The organism is Hydrogenophaga sp. SL48 (genome assembly GCF_021729865.1).
Lineage (GTDB): Bacteria > Pseudomonadota > Gammaproteobacteria > Burkholderiales > Burkholderiaceae_C > Hydrogenophaga.
This window is the reverse complement of sequence record NZ_CP063400.1, coordinates 793,442-813,749: the sequence shown is the minus strand read 5'-3', so window position 1 is coordinate 813,749 and position 20,308 is coordinate 793,442. Positions and strand designations below refer to the sequence as shown.

At 67.2% G+C, this 20,308-nt stretch carries 18 protein-coding genes; 5 read left to right on the top strand and 13 right to left on the bottom strand.

Going from position 1 to position 20,308, the window contains the following annotated elements; translation table 11 throughout:
* The 8 genes from IM738_RS03910 to IM738_RS03875 all read right to left on the bottom strand — a co-directional run bounded on the left by IM738_RS03910 (position 1) and on the right by IM738_RS03875 (position 7,964).
* Entirely contained in the window at positions 1–621 is a 621-nt protein-coding gene (locus IM738_RS03910; protein ID WP_236964591.1) for a hypothetical protein, read from the bottom strand.
* A complete protein-coding gene (locus IM738_RS03905; protein ID WP_236964590.1) occupies positions 597–920 on the bottom strand; it encodes a c-type cytochrome in 324 nt (107 codons plus the stop codon). The genes IM738_RS03910 and IM738_RS03905 overlap by 25 nt, the downstream gene beginning before the upstream one ends.
* A 164-nt stretch (positions 921–1,084) precedes the next feature.
* Positions 1,085–2,776 carry a PQQ-dependent methanol/ethanol family dehydrogenase gene (locus IM738_RS03900; protein ID WP_236966456.1) on the bottom strand — a complete coding sequence of 564 codons (1,692 nt, stop codon included), beginning with the start codon at positions 2,774–2,776 and terminating at the stop codon, positions 1,085–1,087.
* Positions 2,777–3,054: 278 nt separating this feature from the next.
* Positions 3,055–4,038, bottom strand: a complete 984-nt coding sequence (locus IM738_RS03895) for a quinoprotein relay system zinc metallohydrolase 1 (RefSeq protein WP_236964589.1) — start codon at positions 4,036–4,038, stop codon at positions 3,055–3,057.
* Positions 4,035–4,838: a quinoprotein dehydrogenase-associated SoxYZ-like carrier gene (locus IM738_RS03890; RefSeq protein ID WP_236964588.1), complete on the bottom strand. Its 804-nt coding sequence runs from the start codon at positions 4,836–4,838 to the stop codon at positions 4,035–4,037. The genes IM738_RS03895 and IM738_RS03890 overlap by 4 nt, the downstream gene beginning before the upstream one ends.
* On the bottom strand, positions 4,835–5,680 hold the full coding sequence (locus IM738_RS03885) for an ABC transporter permease (protein ID WP_236964587.1): 846 nt from the start codon (positions 5,678–5,680) through the stop codon (positions 4,835–4,837). Before IM738_RS03885 ends, IM738_RS03890 begins: the two co-directional genes overlap by 4 nt.
* A complete protein-coding gene (locus IM738_RS03880; RefSeq protein WP_236964586.1) occupies positions 5,662–6,807 on the bottom strand; it encodes a branched-chain amino acid ABC transporter substrate-binding protein in 1,146 nt (381 codons plus the stop codon). Before IM738_RS03880 ends, IM738_RS03885 begins: the two co-directional genes overlap by 19 nt.
* 155 nt (positions 6,808–6,962) lie before the next feature.
* The gene (locus IM738_RS03875) at positions 6,963–7,964 is read right to left on the bottom strand and encodes a PQQ-dependent catabolism-associated beta-propeller protein (RefSeq protein WP_236964585.1); all 1,002 of its coding nucleotides are present in this window, start codon (positions 7,962–7,964) and stop codon (positions 6,963–6,965) included.
* A 201-nt stretch (positions 7,965–8,165) separates the two neighbouring features.
* Here IM738_RS03875 and IM738_RS03870 point away from each other — a divergent pair, with 201 nt between their 5' ends.
* Both IM738_RS03870 and IM738_RS03865 read left to right on the top strand, forming a co-directional pair.
* Positions 8,166–9,185 carry a tripartite tricarboxylate transporter substrate binding protein gene (locus IM738_RS03870; protein WP_236964584.1) on the top strand — a complete coding sequence of 340 codons (1,020 nt, stop codon included), beginning with the start codon at positions 8,166–8,168 and terminating at the stop codon, positions 9,183–9,185.
* Between the two features lie 25 nt (positions 9,186–9,210).
* Complete coding sequence (locus IM738_RS03865) at positions 9,211–9,951, top strand: ABC transporter ATP-binding protein (protein ID WP_236964583.1); 741 nt, start codon at positions 9,211–9,213, stop codon at positions 9,949–9,951.
* A 32-nt stretch (positions 9,952–9,983) separates the two neighbouring features.
* Here the strand turns inward: IM738_RS03865 and IM738_RS03860 are convergent, their stop codons facing one another.
* The 5 genes from IM738_RS03860 to IM738_RS03840 all read right to left on the bottom strand — a co-directional run bounded on the left by IM738_RS03860 (position 9,984) and on the right by IM738_RS03840 (position 16,925).
* The gene (locus IM738_RS03860) at positions 9,984–11,531 is read right to left on the bottom strand and encodes a sensor histidine kinase (RefSeq protein WP_236964582.1); all 1,548 of its coding nucleotides are present in this window, start codon (positions 11,529–11,531) and stop codon (positions 9,984–9,986) included.
* Positions 11,532–11,698: 167 nt separating this feature from the next.
* Entirely contained in the window at positions 11,699–13,798 is a 2,100-nt protein-coding gene (locus IM738_RS03855; RefSeq protein WP_236964581.1) for a TonB-dependent receptor family protein, read from the bottom strand.
* Between the two features lie 139 nt (positions 13,799–13,937).
* Positions 13,938–14,330 carry a DUF779 domain-containing protein gene (locus tag IM738_RS03850; RefSeq protein WP_236964580.1) on the bottom strand — a complete coding sequence of 131 codons (393 nt, stop codon included), beginning with the start codon at positions 14,328–14,330 and terminating at the stop codon, positions 13,938–13,940.
* A 76-nt stretch (positions 14,331–14,406) separates the two neighbouring features.
* Positions 14,407–15,927: an acetaldehyde dehydrogenase ExaC gene (exaC, locus tag IM738_RS03845; RefSeq protein ID WP_236964579.1), complete on the bottom strand. Its 1,521-nt coding sequence runs from the start codon at positions 15,925–15,927 to the stop codon at positions 14,407–14,409.
* Between the two features lie 227 nt (positions 15,928–16,154).
* Positions 16,155–16,925 carry a TOBE domain-containing protein gene (locus tag IM738_RS03840; RefSeq protein ID WP_236964578.1) on the bottom strand — a complete coding sequence of 257 codons (771 nt, stop codon included), beginning with the start codon at positions 16,923–16,925 and terminating at the stop codon, positions 16,155–16,157.
* 303 nt (positions 16,926–17,228) lie between these two features.
* Here IM738_RS03840 and IM738_RS03835 point away from each other — a divergent pair, with 303 nt between their 5' ends.
* The 3 genes from IM738_RS03835 (at position 17,229) to IM738_RS03825 (ending at position 20,307) form a co-directional block, all read left to right on the top strand.
* A complete protein-coding gene (locus tag IM738_RS03835; protein ID WP_236964577.1) occupies positions 17,229–18,068 on the top strand; it encodes a c-type cytochrome in 840 nt (279 codons plus the stop codon).
* 68 nt (positions 18,069–18,136) lie between these two features.
* Entirely contained in the window at positions 18,137–19,516 is a 1,380-nt protein-coding gene (locus tag IM738_RS03830) for a cbb3-type cytochrome c oxidase subunit I (protein ID WP_236964576.1), read from the top strand.
* Positions 19,513–20,307: a CbbQ/NirQ/NorQ/GpvN family protein gene (locus IM738_RS03825; protein WP_236964575.1), complete on the top strand. Its 795-nt coding sequence runs from the start codon at positions 19,513–19,515 to the stop codon at positions 20,305–20,307. Before IM738_RS03830 ends, IM738_RS03825 begins: the two co-directional genes overlap by 4 nt.
* The last annotated feature ends 1 nt before the right edge of the window (position 20,308 follow it).

Genomic DNA, 20,308 nt, shown 5'->3' with positions numbered 1-20,308 from the left:
TCATTCGATGCGCAGTTCCTGCACCCAGCGCGCCCCGGGCGCAAAGTCGTCGCGCTGAAACGGGCCGTAGGGGGGCTCGTTGAGCTTGTCGGGCGGCACGCCGATCAGGTTGAGGTCGACGGCCTGCGGCCGGCCCACCAGGCCGGTGGGTGTCTGCGTGAACTTGAAGATGATGCCGTTCCAGAGCTTGGCGCCGAAGTCGGCGGGCTGCTTGTAGAAAAACAGCAGGCTGTGCTCCAGCCACGCGAGCTGACCGGGTGAGACGGTGCCGGGCTGCGCATAGGGGTAGGCCACGAAGCAGGTGATTTCCTGCGCGGCGGGCAGGCACTTGAACTCGCGCATGGAGAGGAAGTGGTCCTGCATCACGGCGCGGTCCATCTGCACCCGGAAGCCTGCGGCGCCGGCGGCCGCGGGCTGGAAAAACACGGAGCCGATGCGGGTTCGCTGGCCGTCTTTGGTGAGCGCCACCAGGGCCTTCTCGCCGCTCAATTCAAAGGCCTGGGCAGCGCCCTGCAGCGCGCCGCAGAGCGCGGCACCCACCAGCGCTCGCACCAGGATCGCGCCCGCCCCCGTGGCGGTTCGCGAGCGGTGCGCCCTCAGTGTTTGGCGGTCATCACCCATTGGGCCAGGGTCTTGATGTCGGCGGCGTTCATGCCCGGGTGTGGCGGCATGGGGATGCGGCCCCACTTGCCCTTGCTGCCGTACTGGATGGACTGGACCAGGTTCGCCACGGCGTCCTTGTCGTCCCGGTACTTGTCGGCGACGGTGCTGTAGGCGGGGCCGACGATTTTTTCCTTGGCCGAATGGCACGACAGGCAACCGTTGTTCTTGGCCAGCTCGATGGCGGCCGCCTCGTCGACCGCGTGCGCAGCGCCCGAAGCGAGCAGGAGGCCGGAGGTGAGGAGAAGAAGGGTACGCATGATCACAACTCACAAATCAGTAAACAGAGAAAACAAAAAGGGTGGAACTCAGACGCGGCAGAGGATGCCAAGAGTCCCACCCAGCACACACCAAGGAGCCGGCTCCGCCGGTCCAAGGTGTGGTCCCCCTAAGGGGGAAGTCGCGCAGCGGCGCAGGGGGGAGCCTATTTAGCGATCTTGAAGGTCCAGACCGAGCCGCCCTGCTCCAGGAAGTTGACCTTCTTGGCCACTTCACCGCCCCACAGCGGCACCGCGCCACCCCAGCCGGACACGACCGAGACGTACTGCTCGCCACCTTCGGTCCAGGTGATGGGAGGGGCCACCACGCCGGAGCCGGTCTGGAACTGCCACACCACCTTGCCGGTCTTGGCGTCGGCGGCCTTGAGGTAGCCCTCAGGCGTGCCCCAGAACACCAGGTCGCCGGCCGTCAGCACGCCACCCCAGAGCGGAGCCTCGTTCTTGACTTCCCACTCGACCTTGCCGGTCTTGGGGTTGATGGCGCGCAGCGAACCGATGTGGTCGTCGAACAGCGGCTTGATGGTGAAACCCGCGCCCAGGTAGGCGGCGCCCTTCTTGTAGGTGATGGGTTCGTTCCAGATCTCCATGCCCCATTCGTTGGTGGGCACGTAGAACAGGCCGGTCTTGGGGCTGTAGGCCATGGGCATCTGGTTCTTGCCGCCCAGGAAGCCGGGCGCCGAGAACACCGACTTGCCTTTGGCGCCGTCGCCACCCGCGGCCGTCGGGTCGCCAGGGCGGTTGGCCGGGTCGAAGTTCGGACGGCCGGTCTTCAGGTCGATGCCGGTGGCCCAGGTCACCTTCTTCACGAAGGGGAAGGCGTTCAGCAGCTTGCCGGTTTCGGCGTCGTTCACATAGAAGAAACCGTTGCGGTCGGCCTTCGCGCCGACGCGCTTGCCGTCCATGTCGAAGGTGATGAACTCGTTCACACCGTCGTAGTCCCAGCCGTCGTTCGGGGTCGACTGGTAGTGCCACTTGATCTGGCCGGTCTTCACGTCGATGGCGACGGTGGAGGTGGAATACAGGTTGTCGCCCTTGCGCACATGGCTGTTCCAGGGGCCGGGGTTGCCGGTGCCGAAATAGGCCAGGCCGGTCTTGGCGTCGTAGCTGCCGCCCAGCCAGGTGGCGGCGCCACCGGTTTTCCAGGTGTCCCCGGGCCAGGTGGCGTTGGTGGTGCCGGTGATGCCGTTTTCCTTGCCGTCCTTGTAGCCCATGTGGCCTTCGACCACGGGACGCGTCCAGACCATCTTGCCGGTCTTGGGGTCGCGCGCTTCCACGCGGCCGACCACGCCGAACTCACCGCCGGACACGCCGGTCATGAGCAGGCCTTCGGCGATCAGCGGGGCGGCGGTGTAGCTGTAGCCGGCAGAGTAGTCGTCGATCTTCTCGCGCCACACCACCTTGCCGGTGTCCTGGTCGAGGGCCACGAGCTGGGCGTCCAGCGTGCCGAAGATGACGAGGTTGTCGTACAGCGCGGCGCCGCGGTTGATCACGTCGCAGCAGGGCATGATGCCCTCGGGCAGGCGGTGCTCGTACTTCCAGAGCTTCTTGCCGGTCTTGGAGTCCAGCGCAAAGATGCGCGAGTAGGACGCGGTGACGAACATCTTGCCCTTGTTCACCAGCGGCTGCGACTCTTGGCCGCGCTGCTTCTCGCCACCGAACGACATGGACCACACGGGGACCAGCTTGCTGATGTTCTTGGCGTTGACGCCTGTCAGCGGCGAGTGACGCTGGCCCTGGGTGCCCAGGCCCCAGCTCAGGACGTTGTCGGGCGTGGCGGCGTCGTTGGCGATCATCGCGTCGGTGACGCCCTGGGCGCCAACGTGGGCCGTGGCGGCCATGACCAAAAGGCTCAATAGGGTGCGTTTCACTGTGGGTCTCCTGCTCGTTCGTGAGGTTGATGGCTTTCCGGTGGTTGGTGCTGTCCGACCGCTCTTTTTCTGGCTCCGGCCCTCCGGTCTTGAACATGCACGCCACCAGGAAATGGCAACTTCTGTGCCAGCCGATTCCCTAGGGTTTTCACCGAGAAGATCGACCCTCCAAACGGAGCACCGGGGCCCAACTGCGCCAAAGCCGCCCCGCTCAGCGAGACACCCTTGTGACACTGTTCAAAAATGGGTCACTTCGCTGGCGCAGCCAGCACGCGCTGCTCGTAGCGCGGGTACCACTGCGTGAGCGAGCGGTGCAGCTCGGCGGGTTGCGCGGCCCAGCGCGCGAAGCGCTCGGGCACGGGCGTGCGCAGCACCTCGCCCAGATCGAGCCCGCGCTCGGCGCTGGACTGCATGAGCGTGGTCAGCCACTGCAGCCAGTCGCGCGTCTGCTGCACGCCGGCCAGCCCGCTGTGCACCGGGCCGTGGCTGGGCACCACGGTCTTCACCTGGCCACTGGTGATGAGCCGCTCCAGCGCATCCAGGCTGGCCAGCCAGGCCGCGAAGTCGGCGTGCGGCGTGGTCGGCACGCGCTCGGCAAACACCAGCCCGCCCGCGAACAGCACGCCGGTGTGGCGGTCAAGCACCACCAGATCGTCGGCGGTGTGGCCGTGCAGGCGCATCAGTTCCAGCTTGTGGATGCCGACCTGCAGGGTCTGCGGCAAGACGGCCTCGCGCGCGGGCGTGGACTCGGTGCCACGCATCCAGTCGCCGCAGAGTCGGTAGAGGTTGTCGGCGTAGGCCGTGCCTTCGGCCTGCATGCCGGCGATGCTGCCGGCCAGCGCCTGCGTGGGCCGGTCGGCCCAGGCCTGGTTGCCGAAGAAGTAGTCGGGGTGCAGGTTGAGTTCCAGCACGCGTTGCACCGGTTCGCGCGTGATGCGCTCGATGGCGCGGCGCTGCTGCTCGCCATACCCGCGCGACGGCCCGGTGTTGATGACGACCACGCCCGCGCCGGTGGCAATGAAGGCGGTGTTGATGATGTTGCAGCCGTTGGCGCGGCTGAAGTCCTGCACCGCGCCTTCGATGACCCAGGTGCCGTCGGCGATCTGGCGCGGCTTCAGGTCGTAGTTGAAGGTGGCCGCGTCTGGCTTGGCGGCCATCGGTGGCACAGCGATGGTCTGCGCCTGCGAGGCGCTTGCGAGCGCAAACGCAATGCAACACAGCAGCCGCTTCACGCGCCCACCTCCGCGTCGATGCGGTTGCCATTGTTGTCGCGACCGACGACCCGGAGGCCCGGAACCGCCTGCGGCGGCAGCTCGAAGGTGATGATCGGGTTCTCCGACACCGGCTCGTGCAGCGACAGCTTCCACCATGCCTGGCCAGCGCCGTCCACCAGTTGCAGGTCTTCGATGTAGAAGGCCGGAATGCCCGCGACCAGGCCGGTGTCCATGGGGTGCATCACGCGCACGCGCAGGCGCCGGCTGCCTTCGAGCACGTTGTTGAAGAAGCGCGCCTGCACCTGGCCCAGGGTCTTGCTCCAGGAACCGTCGGCGCGCGTGAGGCCGGGCACCGTGCAGCCGCCGCCCGCCGCCTGCACCCAGGTGCTGCCCACATGCCACTGGCCGTCTTGGGTCTGCACGAACGCACGGACCGGCGAGGCCTGCTCCATTCGGATGCGAAAGGCCAGCATGGGCAGCGCACGCAGGGGTTCGAAGTCCAGCACCTGGCGCACCGGGTTGCGGTCCACCGCCACGCGGATGCGCGCGACACCGCCGCCCACCTTGTCGAGCGCGCGCGCGTCCACCAGCAGCGGCACGTTCATCGCATCGTCGGCAAAGGCCGGGCCTTTGATCACCACCGCGTCGGAGAACTTCGCCGTGGCCTGGCCGATGGTCTGCTCACGAAGGCTGGGATACTGCATGGAGCCGAGCGGATCGCCGCCGGTCTGGTCGTCTTGCGCGCGCAGCGCAGCGGGCAGCAGTGCAGCCATCAAGCCGCTGCCCACCAGATGGCGGCGTTGAATGAACGGGCTCATCCGCCACCTCCCTTGCTCTTGACCCAGCCTCTTTGCGGGTCGTACCCCCAGAGCGCCGCCACAAAAAACACCACACCGCAGCCCACCACCACTGCCCACGACAGCGCCGTGAACTGCCCCACCAGCGCATAGCGCATCGCCTCGACCGCGTGGGTGAAGGGGTTCCACTCGGCGAGTTTCAGCAGCCACCACGCGCCCGATTCTTCGAGCTTCCACAGCGGGTACAGCGCGGGGCTGATGAAGAACATGGGGAAGATCACGAAGTTCATCGTGCCGGCAAAGTTCTCCAGCTGCTTCACGTACACCGAGAGCATCAGCCCCAACGCGGCGAGCATGGTGGCGCCACAGGCCATGGCGACCAGCAGGCCCGGCAGGTGGGCCAGCGGCACCTCCACCCCAAAGGCCCAGGCGATCGCGAGGAACACCCCCATCTGCAGCACCGAGAGGCAGGTGCCCGCGAGCAGCTTGAAGGCCAGCAGCCAGCCGCGCGCCAGCGGCGCGGTGAGCAGCAGGCGCATCACGCCCATCTCGCGGTCGTAGACCATCGAGAGCGAGCTCTGCATGCCGTTGAACAGGGCGACCATGCCGAGCAGGCCGGGCACCATGTAGGCCTTGTATTCGATGTAGGTCTCGTAGGGCGGCACGATGGCGACGCCGAACACGTTGTTGAAGCCGGCCGAAAACACCACGAACCACAGCAGCGGCCGCACCAGCGCCGAGCCCAGGCGCGTGGGCTGGCGCAAGAAGCGGTTCAACTCGCGACCCACCACCGCGCGCAGCGCACGCAGCAGGTGCAGGGGCAGCGAGGGCGCCACGGCGGGATTCACGGCCGCGCTTTGCATGCGCTCTCCTGTTCATCGACACCCAGCGTGTCGAGCACTTCCTTGGGATGCAACACGCCGTCGAGTGGCGCGGTGCCGACCACACCGTCCACGTGGCTCAGGAACAGCGGCTGGCGCAGTTGACCGTCCCAGGCACGGAACGAGAGGTTGCGGCCCTTGAAACCGTCAAGCGTGGTGCTGCCGCCGCGCAGCGCCTTGAGCTGCTGAGCCACCGGCGCCTTCGGGTTCTCGGCGAGCACCGTGGCCACCGCGCGGCCCGCGGCCCAGGCCGCCCAGTCGGGGCCCTGCATGGGCCGCTGCGCGAGCTTGACAAAGCGGCGCGTGAGTTGCGGGCCGCCGTAGCGCTCCCACTGCGGGTGCCAGGCCGTGGCCACCAGGCCGTTGGCGCCCACCACCGGGCGCGGCCATTGCGTGGCGTAGGGCAGCAGGCGCGCGAACTCGCCGTCGCTGTCCATCACCGCCACCACCTCGTGTTCGCGGTCGCCGGTGAGCAGGCGCGTGTTGCCGAGGTCGCGTTCGCGCGGATCGCCGGTGAGCTTGAACGGCTTCTGCGCCACGACCTTGATGCCAAAGCGTTTGGCCGAGCGGTTGAAGGCCTCGGTCATCGGCACGTCGGCCGGCAAGGGGCCCTGCAGCAGCAGCGCCTTGCGCCAGTTGCGCGCGGCCAGGTACTGCGCCAGCGTGTCGCTCAGCATGGCGCGGCTGGGCGCCGTGTGCAGCAGGTGCGCGGCGCACTGCACCCCGCGCAGGCTGTCGTCGTCCAGCGCGGTGTTGAACACGATGGCGCCACCCAGCGCCGTGGGCGCGGCCTGCACCAGGGCGCGCAACTCGGGCAACGGCAGGTCGGCCACCACGTGCTGCACCTTGGCGGCCTTCAGCTCGGCCAGCGCCTTGGGCAACGCGGCCGCGTTGGGCAAGACCACGTCCTTCACCACCAGCTCCAGCCCCGCTGCGTCCAGCTCGAACGCCGAATCTTCCGCCGCCAGCTTCACGCCGTCGATGGCGCGACCCGTCGGGTGACCGGGGTAGGCCTTCTCCATGCGGCGCGGCGCGTAACGCGGATCACCGTCCAGCGACACCACGGCGATGGTGACCTTGGTCGCCGCGAAAGCAGGCAGGGAGAACAAACCAGCCAAGCCAAACAACGCCAACCCGCAGGCGCGCAGGGCACCCCAAACCAGAATGCCGCGGAACTGCCCTTCGACAAGCTCAGGACGGGCCGCAGGCATTGCCCCTTGAGGGGAGGAGCGGTTACGCGAAGCGAACAAGCGACGGGGGTGGGTCATTTACTCACCAAAATCGAGTGAGGCACGCGCCCGGCCGGCACCGTCTTCAGCGCCTTGCCACTCGCCGTGTCCACCAGCGTCATGTCGTCCGACAGACCGTTGGCCACATACAGCGTCTTGCCATCGGGGTGGAAGCCCATGCCCCAGGCGCGCTTGCCCACCAGCACCTGGGTCTTCACCGCCTTGGTGGCGACATCGACCTCGGCCACGTGGTTGGCCTTGCCCAGCCCGACCCACATGCTCTTGCCATCCGGGCTGAGGGTCATGCCCACGGGCGTGATGTCGGCCTGGCGCATGCCCTTGACCTCGAACTTGATCTTCTGCTTTTCGGTGTGCGTCTTGGTGTCCACCACGCTGACGGTGGCGTCGAGTTCGTTGGTGACCCAGAGTTCGCTGCCGTCGGGCGACATCACAAAGCGGCGCGGTCGCTTGCCGACCTTGATGTTCTTCGTCACCTTCTTCGTGCCGAGGTCGATCACGTGGACCACGTTGGCCACCTCGGAGGTGACGTAGGCCGTCTTGCCGTCCGGCGTGACCAGCACGCCTTCGGGTTCGCCACCGGTCTTCACCTCGAACACCGGCTTCTTCGTCGCGATGTCGTAGGCCGCCATCACGTTCTCGTCCTCGATCGACACATAGGCGGTTTTGCCATCCGGACTCAGGTCGAACATCTCGGGACTGTCCCCCAATGGAACAGTGCCAGTCAGTTTGCCGGTGGCCACATTCACCAGCCCCATGGCGTTGCTGTCGCCGCAGATCACCATGATCTGCTGGCCGTCGGCGCTGAACGACATGTCGCGCGGCCGCTTGCACACGTCGATGGCGCCCTGGCGCTCGCCGCTCGCGTTGAACACGTGGATCTGGTTGTCCTTCTCGCTCGACACATACACCTTGCCCGCGCCCTGGGCGTGGGCTGCGGTGAGGGCGGTGCACAGGCCGGCGGCCAGCAGGGCCGAGCGCAGAGGGTTGAACGAAGAAGGGCGCGATGAAAAAGCCATGTGTCTGTCTCCTTGGTATGGACTGAGGTGATTGAACCGCTGGCCGGGGCGCGCACGGCCTAGGGACAAACCCTGTGCTGTGTTGCGACACCTCTGCGGCGCAGCCGATTGCCGCAAAAATGATGCCAGCCAAACGGGAACAGAACTTGCCTTTGACCGTGCCATGTGCCTCTGAACCCGGAGCTCTTTGCCTGTCCCGCGATGAACCACCACACCGACTCTCCCCCGCCTCAGACACCTCTTGCACCGCGCCGCCGCGAGCTGCTGGCCTGGGGCCTCGGCGGCCTGTTGCCGCTGCAGGCCTTGGCGCAAAACACGCCGGTGGCCTGGCCCAGCAAGCCGGTGCAGCTCATCGTGCCCTGGCCCGCCGGCGGGCAGACCGACCTGACCCTGCGCATCCTCTGCGAAGAGGCCGAGCCGCTGCTCGGCCAGCCCATCGTGGTGGTCAACAAGCCCGGCGCGGCCGGCACGCTGGTGGCGCCGGCCTTGAAGGCGGCCGAGCCCGACGGCCACACCATCGGCCAGGTGCCCATCACCGTGTACCGCCACGCGCTGATGAACCACGTGCCCTGGGACCCGGTGGCCGACCTCGCGCCCATCGTGCAGGTCTCGGGGGTGAGCTTCGGCCTGCTGGTGCCCACCAGCAGCCCGTTCAAGAGCGCCGCCGAGCTGATCGACTGGGCGATCAGGCACCCGGGTGAACTCATCCTCGGCTCCACCGGCATCGGCACCACCGCGCACCTGGCGATGGAAGACATCCTGCTGCAGCACAACGTGAGCTACGTGCACGTGCCCTACAAGGGCACGGCCGACCAGATGCTCGCGATCGCTGGCGCGCAGATCATGGCCGGCGTCAATTCCACCGGCTTCGCACCCTGGGTGGATCGGGGGCAGATACGGCTGCTGGCCACCTTCAACGCCACGCGCAACCCGCGCTGGCCCGACGCGCCCACGATGCGCGAGCTCGGTTACCCGCAGGCGGTCTACACCTCGCCCTGGGGCCTGGCCGCACCTGCGGGCACGCCGGCGGCCGTGATCCAGAAGCTGCACGACGTGTTCCACAGGGCCATGGTCAGCGAGCGCCACACCAGCGCGCTCGCCAAGTACGATCAGTCGCTGGACTACCTCAACACCCGCGACTACCGCCAGGCCGTGCTGGCCACGGTGGAGCGCGAGAAGAAGCTGCTCGCGCGCATGAACCTGCTCGCCAAGCCGGCCTGAACGGCGCCCCACCCCAGACACCCGCATGACCGACACCCTGCCGCTGCACGCGGACAACCTGCACAAAAGTTACGGCAGCAAGCCCGCGCTCAAGGGCGTGAGCGTGAGCCTGAAAGGCGGCGAGATGGTCGCCCTGCTCGGCCCCAACGGCGCGGGCAAATCGACCCTGCTGCAACTGCTCACCGGCCTCTTCAGCCCCGACCAGGGCCGCATCGTGGTGATGGGACACGACATGCAGCGCCACCCCAGCCGCGCGCTGGCGTCGCTGGGCGTGGTGTTCCAGCAGACCGCGCTCGACATGGACCTGCCGGTGATGGCCAACCTGCTGTTCCACACCGACCTGCACGGCCTGCCGCGCTCGGTGGCGAGGCAGCGCATCGAAGCGGGCCTCGCCCGCATGGGCCTGGCCGATCAGGCGAAGGCGGTGGTGCGCAGCCTCTCGGGCGGCACGCGGCGCAAGGTGGAACTGGTGCGCGCGCTGCTGCACGAGCCACGCGTGTTGCTGATGGACGAAGCCACCGTGGGCCTGGACCCGGCCTCGCGCCAGCAACTGCTCGACACCGTGCGTGGCCTGTGCAAAGAGCGCGGCATGGCCGTGCTCTGGGCGACGCACCTGATCGAAGAGGTGAAGACCGCCGACCGCCTGATGCTGCTGCACCAGGGCACGGTGCGCTTCGATGGCAACATCGACGCCTTCATGGCCGCAGCCGAAGGCCCGGACTTCCAGACCGAGGTATTGAAGGCGTTGCAAAAGCCGGGGCTCTGAGTCCCGGGCCGGGTCGATGTCCTCTCAGCCTCTCAGAGTCCTTGGGGCAGCTCGGCCTGCGCGCAGGGCAGGCAGAACCTGAAGAGGGCACCCTGGCCGACCTCGGCCTGACCGGTGACGGAGCCGCCGTGCCGATGCAGGATGCGCTGCACGATGGCCAGGCCAATGCCCGTGCCCTCAAACTCGTTCGGGCGGTGCAGCCGCTTGAAGGGCTGGAACAGCTGGTCGGCGTATTGCATGTCGAAGCCGGCGCCGTTGTCTCGCAGCTCGAACCAGCACATGCCGTCGGTCCCGCCGCTGCGGCTCAGTTCGATCACCGCCACGTCCCTTTGCGCGCTGTACTTCCAGGCGTTGCCCAGGAGGTTCTGCAACACCAGCAGCACCAGCCCGAGGTCGGCCTGGACCCACAGCCCTGGCTCGATGCGCCAGTCGGCCCGGCGGCCCGGGTCGCCCCGCTGCAGCTCGGCGGCCACAACCTGTGCCACCTCGCTCAGGTCGACCCGCTGCAGGTCCAGGTCCTTGCGGCTGTGCTGGGCCATGGACAGCAGGTCGGTGATCAGCGAGCCCATCCGACCCGCGTTGGACTGGATGCGTTGCAGCGACGTGCGGCCCTGCTCGCTGAGCTTGTCGGCCTCGGTCTCCAGCAACAGCGTCGAGAAACCCTGAATGCTGCGCAGCGGCGTGCGCAGGTCGTGCGACACCGAATAGGTGAAGGACTCCAGCTCCTTGTTGAGGTCCTGCAGGGCGCGCGTGCGTTGGGTCACCCGTTGGTCCAGCTCCGTGTTCAGCCGCTCCAGGGCACCCTGGGTGTCGCGCAGTTCGGTGATGTCGGTGTAGGTGGTCACGAACCCGCGGATCTGCCCGTCGATGCTCAGCGCGCTGCCCTCGATCTCCAGCGTGCGCCCATTCGGTCGCTGCCGGATCAGGCGGTGCGGCAAAAACTGGCGGGCCAGGGCGGTCGCCTCGGACACCTTGGCTTCGACGTCCACATCACCATACTCGCCACGCAGGGCATTGCTGCGGGCCACATCCTCGAAGGTCACACCAGGTTTCATCAGTCCCTCGGGCAGATCAAGCAGTTGCTCGAAGCTGCGGTTCCACAGCCGGATCACCAGGTGCTCGTCGATCACGGTCACCCCTTGCGGCAGCGCATTGATCACGGCGTCCAGATAGACCGCCAGCCGGCGGGCCTCCCGCTCGGTGCGCTTGCGTTCTGTGACATCGGTGTAGATCGAAACGAACCCGCCGGTGGGCAGGGGGGTGCCGCGAATCTCGAGCACCGTGCCATCGGGTCGCTGGCGCTCGAACACGTGGGCCTGCTGCTTGTGGGCTCGATCACACACCGCGCGGGCCTGTTTCTCCGGGTCGCCCGGACCATACTCACCGCGTCTGGCGTTGAACAGGGCAAAGTCGTGCAACGTGGGCATGCCGTGGGCGAACAGCTCGTCCGGAAAATCCAGCAGCGTGCGCACCTGCTGGTTGTAGGCCACCAGACGCTGGTCTGCATCGAACATCGTGACCCCGCTCGGCAGGTTGTCGATGATGCTCTGCAGGATGGCGTGGTTGGTGTTGGACAGCATGTTCCGGCCGCTGGTCAAGCCTTGGCGGCTCTTTGCCGTGCAGGCTATCACATCGTTTTTTTGCCTGCCAGACCTCTTCCCGGGCCTGCTCGGGCAAGGCTTCTGCAGCTCGACCAGCATGCGCCCATGCGGTCAAATGCTTCTCAGGCTCTGCGTCCCTGACCGGCTTAAAAAGCGTAGCCGACCGTCACACCAACGCCCCACTGCCGACCTGGTGCCGGCTCGAAGAAGCGCCGGTTGCCGTCGTTGGCAATCACCGAGCCGATGGTGGCCTTGTCGGCCAGGTTGTCCACGCGCAGGTACTCCTTGAGCTTCCACGCGCCCAGCTTCTGCTCCCAGCCCAGCCGCAGGTTGAACAGGGTGGCCGCGTCGGTGCGGTCGCTGTTCACATCGTCGACCACCATCGATCCGCGGTGCACCGCCTCCAGCGCGGCGGTGAAGCCGGGCCAGGCGCGCGGCTGCCAGGCCAGTTCGCCGAACAGCGTGCGGTTCATCGTGCCGGGGATGCGGTTGCCCTTGGCCACGGTGGCGCCGCTGCCGCTGGTGAAGGCCTGGTCGAAGCGCGCGTTCAGTGTGGAGAACGCCAGATGCGTGCGCCACTCGGGGCTCCACTGCGCGCTGTGGGCCAGCTCGATGCCCGAGCGACTGGTCTTGCCGGCGTTGGTGTAGACCGTGCGCCCGCCGCTGCTGGACGCGACCACGATCTCGTCGGTGGTGCCGATGTGGAACAGGGCCGCGTCCAGCCGCTGGCCTTCGCCCAGCTTGGTCTTCAGGCCCAGCTCCACGTGCGTGCTGCGCGCGGACTTGAGGTGGAGGTTGGGGCCGCTGCCGTCGGCGGTGTAGGCGATCTCGGTCAGCGTCGGTGTCTCGAAGCCCTTGCCGATGTTGGCGTAGACGTTGGTGTCGGGGCTCAGGTGGCGCGTGAGACCGATCACGGGGTTGGTGGCGTTGAAGCGCGTGCGGCCGCTGTCGTCGGGGTTGCCGGGGCGCACGAAGAAATCCTTCACCCGGAAGTTCACCCGGTTGGCGCGCAGGCCGGCCACCGCGCTCCAGCCTTCGTTGATCGCCCAGTCGGCCTGGGTGTAGACGCCCGTGCTGTCGACGCTGTCGTCTTCGTCGCGTTTGAGCTCGCCCTGCTCGCCCAGGTTGTTGATGAAGCCACGGCGGCGCTCGCTCATGCGCTCCACATCGAGCCCCGCACTCAGGCGAACCTCGCCTTCACCGGCCGCGATGCGGCGTGCGTAGCGCAGGCCGGTGCCGCTGTAGCTGCGGTCCAGCTGCACCACGCCGCCCGCCGCCGTGGGCGAGGTCTGCGCCACCAGCGGAATCGAGAGCCGATTGTCCAGATCGCGTTCGCCCGCGTAGACCCGTGCCGTGATGTCGCTCCGGGCGTCGATCTTGTGTTCGGCCACCAGGCCGACCTGGTTCTGCGACACGTCCTTGCCCGCGTGGTACAGGGTCGAGTTCGCCACCGCCTGGCGCGGGTTGGCCTGGAACTGCTCGCGCGTCAGGCCCAGCGGGTCGCCCGATTCGGGCTGGTCGAAGGCGTTGGCCACCAGGGTGAATTTCGTCTGTTCGCTGGCCGCCCAACGCAGCTTGGCGTTGGTGTGTTGGCGCTTGGCCGCGCCGTTGGTGCGCCAGCCGTCGGTGGAGAAGTCGCTGTGGTCGATCACGTAGTTCAGCGAACCGCTCTGCCCCGCCGCCTGCAGGCCGTAGCGCCGCAGGTTGTCGGAACCCGCGTCCACGCTGAAGCGCACCTCGGGGGTCTTGGGTCCGTCGGCGGTGAACACCTGCAGCACGCCCCCGGCCGAGTTGCCGTAGAGCTGGGCCAGCGGGCCGCGCAGCACCTCGATGCGCTGCGCCGAGGGCAGGCTGATGGTCGAAGCCTGGCCCTGGCCATCGGGCATGGTGGCGGGGATGCCGTCGACGATCAGGCGCGCGCCGCGGATGCCAAACGGCGAACGCGAACCCGAGCCACGGATCGACAGCTGCAGGTCCTGCGCGTAGTTCTGGCGGTTGAGCACCGTGATGCCGGGGATGCGGTTCATGGCCTCGGACAGGTTCACGCGCGGCCCCGCCGCCTCGATCACGTCCTGCCCCACGGCCTGGATGGACGCGGGCGCGTCGAAGCTCTTCTGTTCCTGCCGGTTGGCGGTGACCACGACCTCCTGCAGGGTGGTCTGGGCGTGGGCCGCGCTGGCGCTGGTCAGGGCGATCAGCAGCGCGGCGTTCAGGCGGCGAAGGGCAAAGCAGGGGCGTGGGTTCATGTCGTGTCTCCAACAAAATCGCCCGGCGTGTGCATGAGCCCCGGGTCGGTGGCGGTTGTTCCAGCCGATTCTGGCTACAAGTTCCGTGCCACGCTGTCCGGGGGTGAAGGTGTTCGGAAATGGAACACCCGCTGTGCCATCAGCGGTGTGGTGCCACGCCGGCAGCCCGCTCCTGCGCCTCCAGCTCGGCCATCTCGACCTCGGTGAACACGCGCGAGCGCGTGAGAAACGCTTTGCCCTCCGGCCCTTCGATCGAGAAGGTGCCCCCTTGTCCATCGATCACGTCGATGATGAGCTGGGTGTGGCGCCATAGCGCGTACTGCGCCTTGCCGATGTAGAAACCGCAGCCCCCGATCTCGCCCAGCCACACGTCGCCCGCGCCCATCGTGATCTCGCCGGGCAGGTAGCAGTTGGCCGCGCTGCCGTCGCAGCAGCCGCCACTCTGGTGAAACATCAGCTCGGGGCCGTGCTTGCTCTTGAGCAACTGAATCAGCTCGACCGCCGCCGGGGTGGCAATGACTTTTTCAACCATGACTGTCTCCTTGTTCTGAAAGCGAAAAGGGGAGCCGTTGCCAGCTCCCCTTGAACCTCACCTCAATCCGGGCGGATCAGAAGAAGCCCAGCTTGTTCTCGCTGTAGCTGACCAGCAGGTTTTTGGTCTGCTGGTAGTGGCCCAACATCGCCTTGTGGTTTTCGCGGCCCAGGCCCGATTCCTTGTAGCCGCCGAACGCAGCGTGTGCGGGGTAGGCGTGGTAGCAGTTGGTCCACACACGGCCAGCCTTGATGGCGCGGCCCATGCGGTAGGCCAGGTTGCCGTTGCGGCACCACACGCCGGCACCCAGGCCGTACAGCGTGTCGTTGGCAATCGCCAGGGCTTCGGCTTCGTCCTTGAAAGTGGTCACGGCCAGCACCGGGCCGAAGATTTCTTCCTGGAAGATGCGCATCTTGTTGTGGCCCTTGAACAGCGTGGGCTGCACGTAGTAGCCGCCGTCCAGATCACCACCGATCTTGGCCTGCTCGCCACCGATCAGCACCTCGGCGCCTTCGGCCTTGCCCAGCTCCAGGTAGCTCAGGATCTTGGTCAGCTGCTCTTTGGAAGCCTGCGCGCCCATCATGGTGTCGGTGTCCAGCGGGCTGCCCATCTTGATGGCGGCCACGCGCTTCAACACGCGCTCCATGAACTTGTCGTAGATGCTTTCCTGGATCAGCGCGCGGCTCGGGCAGGTGCAGACCTCACCCTGGTTGAACGCGAACAGCACCAGGCCTTCGATCGCCTTGTCGAGGAAGGCATCGTCTTTGTCCATGATGTCGGCAAAGAAGATGTTGGGCGACTTGCCGCCCAGTTCCAGCGTGGCGGGGATCAGGTTGTTGGCGGCGGCCTGGGCAATCACACGGCCCGTGGTGGTGGAGCCGGTGAACGCGATCTTGGCGATGCGCTTGGAAGTCGCCAGCGGCATGCCGGCTTCGCGGCCGAAACCGTTGACGATGTTGAGCACGCCCGGGGGCAGCAGGTCGGCGATCAGCTCGATCAGGATCAACAGGCTGATGGGGGTGGACTCAGCCGGCTTCATCACGATGCAGTTGCCAGCGCCGAGTGCCGGCGGGATCTTCCAGGCGGCCATCAGGATCGGGAAGTTCCAGGGAATGATCTGGCCGACGACGCCCAGGGGTTCCTGGAAGTGGTAGGCCACGGTGTCACCGTCGATCTCGCTCATGTTGCCTTCTTCGGCGCGCACGCAGCCGGCGAAGTAGCGGAAGTGGTCGATGGCCAGAGGGATGTCGGCGTTCAGCGTTTCGCGGATCGGCTTGCCGTTGTCCACCGTCTCGGCGTAGGCCAGCAACTCGAGGTTGGCTTCCAGGCGGTCGGCGATCTTCAGCAGGATGTTGGAGCGCTCGGTGGCCGAGGTCTTGCCCCAGGCGTCGGCTGCGGCGTGGGCCGCGTCCAGCGCGAGGTCGATGTCTTCGGCGGTGGAGCGGGCGGCCTGCGTGTAGACCTGGCCGTTCACCGGCGAGATCACATCAAAGTACTGGCCCTTGACCGGGGCAACCCACTTGCCGCCGATGAAGTTGTTGTATTGCGATTTGTAGGCGATCTTGGCGCCGGGGGTGCCGGGAGCTGCGTATTGCATGTGTGTCGTCCTCTGAGGGTGGAAATGAAGAAAGCCGAATCGGCTGCTTCACCTGTCCTCAACAACCGTGCCACGCGCAGAAAGCGACTCAAACTGAGACAAGTGCTCTCTTTTTTGACAACACACTTTGAAAGGTTGCGCCATTCAGGCCCATGCAACAGCGCACTGCGCCAGCCTGGTACGGCACACCTGTTCATATGCCCGAGGGTGCCCATGTGGGCAGCCCGCTACCCCGCCAAACCGATCACCAGCGCCGAGACGCCCATCGACGCCCAGGCCAGCTGCCCCTTGCGCGCCGCAAACGGGTGATCGGCAAAGCCCACCCACTGACCGCCCCCGTCCAGCGCGAGCACCACCTCGTCGCGTCCCTGCCCGCGCGCCAGCCGCTGAATGCGACCGGGCAGCACACACTGGCCCGGCGCTTCGTCCACCGCATCCCGTCCGACCCGCACCGCCGTGGCCTTGCACAGCACCAGGACCTCCAGCCCCGCGCGCAGGCCCAGCAGATCGGCGCTCTCGCGGGTCACACTGGACGTGAGCAGCGCCTGCCCCGGCGTGCGCAGCCGCACCAGCACCGTGGGATCGCCCGGCCCCAGCGGCTCCACCGCCTCGACCCGGCAAGGCAGCTGGTTGCGCATGCTGGTGCGCAAACCCAGACCAAAGCGCAGACCCGAAGACCCGCCGGCAAAACGCGCCAGCACCGCCTCACGCGCCTGCGCCAGCTCGTCCGCGAGAGAAAGCAGTTGCAGCCCTTGTGGCGTGATGCGCGCACCGCCACCGCCCGAGCCGCCCACCGTGCGGTCCACCAGCGTCTGCCCGCTCAGGTTGCTCAGCGTGTCGATCGCCTGCCAGGCCGCCTTGTAGCTGATGCCCGCATCGCGCGCGGCCTGCGAGATCGAGCCGGTCTCGGCCACGCGGCGCAGGACTTCCAGGCGCTTGTCGCTGGGGGCGTGGCCCAGGGCTTCGGAGAGGGCGGCGTGAAGGGGTGGCGCGGTCATGGCGGGATTGTTTCATGCGATGTCGGCTCCAGGCACGGGCGCGCTGGCCGGCCAGTGACCGGGGCTAAGTTCGCTACCGCACATACGGGGAGGGATGGACTGGTCAACATGCCTCGTCTGCCGGCCTCCCTCACCCTGAGGGAATGCGGCGCAACCGTCGAGGTGCCCACCATGACCGCATACCGAAGTTTCAAGGTCTTCAGCCATGTCGTGCTCGGTTTGATGGCCACAGGCATCGCCTACGCGAGCGCCATCAGCGTCATCTACTGGACGGGCATCAGCGTCTGACGCCGGAGCAGACCCATGAACAAACGCCAGGCACGCTACTTCGCGATCGGCTCCACGCTGCTCGCCACGCTGATCTTTCTCGGCCTCACCGTCGACAGCCACCGCCAGTTCCCGAAACTGACCAACGCGCAGAACATCACGCCTGCGGTCACCCTGGGCAAGAACGTCTGGCACAAGAACAACTGCATCAACTGCCACACCATCTTCGGTGAAGGGGCGTACTACGCCCCCGACCTCACCAAGATCGCCCAGCAGCGCGGTGCGCCCTACCTGCGGGCCTTCCTGAAAGACCCGTCGAAGTTCTACGACGAGCAGCGTCACCGCCGGCTGATGCCCCAGCAGAACCTGAGCGATGCCGACATCGACGGCCTGATCGCGTTTCTCGAGTGGGTGAGCCAGGTGGACAACCAGGGCTGGCCACCGCGGCCGATCATGGTCACCGGCCTGGGCGCCACGGGAGGGAGCGCCGCCAGCCCCGCAGCCGCCGCAAAGCCGACCGCCGCCGCGGGCGCGTCCGGCCAAGACCCGGTGGCCCTGGGCGAGCGCGTGTTCCAGAGCGCCGCCCCTGCCTGCACCGCCTGCCACTCCCTCACGCCCGGGGCCGACATGGCCGGCCCCTCGCTGGCCGGCATCGCCACACGCACACAGCAGACCCTCGCGTCCCCCGACTACAAAGGCTCGGCCACCGACCTGGAGAGCTTCATCCGCGAATCGATCACCCAGCCCAGCGCGCACCTGGTCGCGGGGGCCATGTACTCGGCCAACGGGGTCTCGTTCATGCCCAACACCTACGCCAAGGACCTGACACCCGAGCAGGTCGAGCACCTCGCTGCCTACCTGTCGACCTTCAAGTAACGGGCTTCGAAGCCGTCCAGCCCACACAGGCCGCGGTCCACCGCCGCCACTTCTGCAGGAGTTTTGACATGCGCTACAGGTCTCAATCCGTCGCTTACTGGTATTTCGCCGTGGCCATGGTGCTGTTCGGGCTGCAGCTGGTGTTTGGCCTGCTGTCGGCCGCCAAGTACCTCGGACCCGATCCGCTGCTGAACATCCTGCCGTTCGACGTGACCAAGGTGATCCACACCAACCTGCTGATCGTGTGGGTGCTGACCGGCTTCATGGGCGCCACCTACTGGATGGTGCCCGACGAATCGCGCACCGAGCTCTACAGCGTCAAGCTCGCCTACGTGCAGCTGGGCCTGTGGACCCTGATGGGCGTGACCGCCGTGGTGGGCTACCTGTTCCGCTACGGCACCGGCAACAAGCTGCTGGAACAGCCCCTGCCGCACAAGATCGTGATCGTGATCTGCATGTTGATCTTTCTCTACAACATCGGCATGACGATCTGGCGCTCCAGACGCTTCACCACCACCGAGGGCGTGCTGGTGCTCGGCCTCGGCCTGGCGGCGCTGCTGTACCTGCCCGCGCTGCTGGAATACGAAAACTACACCGTCTCCATCTACTACCGCTGGTGGACGATCCACCTCTGGGTCGAGGGCGTGTGGGTGATGATCCAGGGCGGCTTCCTGGCCTACCTGCTGATCCGCCTGTCCGGCGCCGACCGCGAGGTGATGGAGAAGTGGCTCTATGTGATCGTGGGTCTGGTTTTCATCGCCGGCATCCTGGGCACGGCGCACCACTACTACTGGGTGGGCGTGCCCTCGTACTGGCTGCCCATCGGTGGCGTCTTCAGCGCGCTGGAGCCCGCCGCGCTGGTGGGCATGGCGATGTTCGCGTATTCGGCCATGCGCCGCGCCGGCCTCTCGCACCCCAACACGCTGGCCCTTCACTGGACCATCGGCAGCGCGCTGTTCACCCTGTTCGGGGCCGGTCTTCTGGGCCTGGCGCACACCTTCCCCGACGTCAACAAGTGGACCCACGGCACGCTGATCACCGCCATGCACGGCCACGCCGCCTTCTACGGCGCCTACGCCATGATCGTGCTCGCGATGATCACCTACGCCCTGCCGGCCATGGTGCCGGGGCGCAGCGAGCAGGGCAGCAGCCTCGGCTACTGGGCGTTCTGGATGCAGCTGGGCGGCATGTTCGGCATGACGCTGTCGTTCGCCACCGCCGGCATCGCGCAGGTCTACCTGGAACGCATCATGGGCATGGGCTACCTCGACGCGCAGCTGAAGATCCAGGTGCACTTCGTGATGCTGATCGCCACCGGCTCGCTGTTCGCGATCGGCGTCGGGCTGTTCATCTACGACTTCTTCCGCCATGCACCGCGCTTCGATGTCGAGGCGGACGCCAGCGCGCCCCCCGCTCCCAACGCCGGGCCGGTCCTGTCCACCCGGTGAGTGTTCCCGTGGCCGCCGGCGAGCCGTACTACCTGCCCTCGGGCGCGGAAGTGGCGGTCTTCGAGCACTGCCACGCCCTGCGGCTGGCCGTGATGCTCAAAGGCCCCACCGGCTGCGGCAAGACGAGGTTTGTCGAACACATGGCCTGGAAGCTGCAGCGCCCCCTGATCACGATCTCGTGCCACGACGACCTGAGCGCCAGCGACCTGATCGGCCGTTTCCTGATCCGCCACGACGGCACCGCCTGGCAGGACGGCCCCCTCACCCGCGCCGTGCGCGAGGGCGCCATCTGCTACCTCGACGAGGTGGTCGAAGCGCGGCAGGACACCATGGTGGTGTTGCATTCGCTGACCGACCACCGCCGCATCCTGCCCATCGACAAGACGGGCGAAACGCTGGTGGCCGCGCCCGGTTTCCAGCTGGTCATCTCCTACAACCCGGGCTACCAGCGCATGCTGAAAGACCTCAAGCCCAGCACGCGGCAGCGCTTCGTGGCGCTGGACTTCGACTTTCCGCCGGCCCCGCGCGAGGCCGCGATCATCGAGAGCGAGGCCGGCGCCGACCACGCCACGGCCATGGCGCTGGTGTCGCTCGGGCATCGGCTGCGCGCGCTGCGCGACCGCGGCCTGGCCGAGGTGCCGAGCACCCGCCTGCTGATCGCGGCGGCCGCGCTGGTGGTCAGCGGCATCCCGATCCGGCAGGCCTGCCTCAGCGCGGTGGTGTCGCCGCTGTCGGACGACGAAGCGCTGGTGGGCGCGATGCACGATCTGGTCGACGCCACCTTCGTCTGAG

Bases quoted from the DNA above. Each gene is read 5' to 3' on its own strand.
- IM738_RS03835 (WP_236964577.1), top strand. From the start codon at position 17,229: ATGAACAAACGCCAGGCACGCTACTTCGCGATCGGCTCCACGCTGCTC.
- IM738_RS03830 (WP_236964576.1), top strand. From the start codon at position 18,137: ATGCGCTACAGGTCTCAATCCGTCGCTTACTGGTATTTCGCCGTGGCC.
- IM738_RS03875 (WP_236964585.1), bottom strand. From the start codon at position 7,964: ATGGCTTTTTCATCGCGCCCTTCTTCGTTCAACCCTCTGCGCTCGGCC.
- IM738_RS03865 (WP_236964583.1), top strand. From the start codon at position 9,211: ATGACCGACACCCTGCCGCTGCACGCGGACAACCTGCACAAAAGTTAC.
- exaC (WP_236964579.1), bottom strand. From the start codon at position 15,927: ATGCAATACGCAGCTCCCGGCACCCCCGGCGCCAAGATCGCCTACAAA.
- IM738_RS03850 (WP_236964580.1), bottom strand. From the start codon at position 14,330: ATGGTTGAAAAAGTCATTGCCACCCCGGCGGCGGTCGAGCTGATTCAG.
- IM738_RS03885 (WP_236964587.1), bottom strand. From the start codon at position 5,680: ATGCAAAGCGCGGCCGTGAATCCCGCCGTGGCGCCCTCGCTGCCCCTG.
- IM738_RS03855 (WP_236964581.1), bottom strand. From the start codon at position 13,798: ATGAACCCACGCCCCTGCTTTGCCCTTCGCCGCCTGAACGCCGCGCTG.
- IM738_RS03905 (WP_236964590.1), bottom strand. From the start codon at position 920: ATGCGTACCCTTCTTCTCCTCACCTCCGGCCTCCTGCTCGCTTCGGGC.
- IM738_RS03900 (WP_236966456.1), bottom strand. From the start codon at position 2,776: ATGGCCGCCACGGCCCACGTTGGCGCCCAGGGCGTCACCGACGCGATG.
- IM738_RS03910 (WP_236964591.1), bottom strand. From the start codon at position 621: ATGGGTGATGACCGCCAAACACTGAGGGCGCACCGCTCGCGAACCGCC.
- IM738_RS03860 (WP_236964582.1), bottom strand. From the start codon at position 11,531: ATGCTGTCCAACACCAACCACGCCATCCTGCAGAGCATCATCGACAAC.
- IM738_RS03840 (WP_236964578.1), bottom strand. From the start codon at position 16,925: ATGACCGCGCCACCCCTTCACGCCGCCCTCTCCGAAGCCCTGGGCCAC.
- IM738_RS03870 (WP_236964584.1), top strand. From the start codon at position 8,166: ATGAACCACCACACCGACTCTCCCCCGCCTCAGACACCTCTTGCACCG.
- IM738_RS03890 (WP_236964588.1), bottom strand. From the start codon at position 4,838: ATGAGCCCGTTCATTCAACGCCGCCATCTGGTGGGCAGCGGCTTGATG.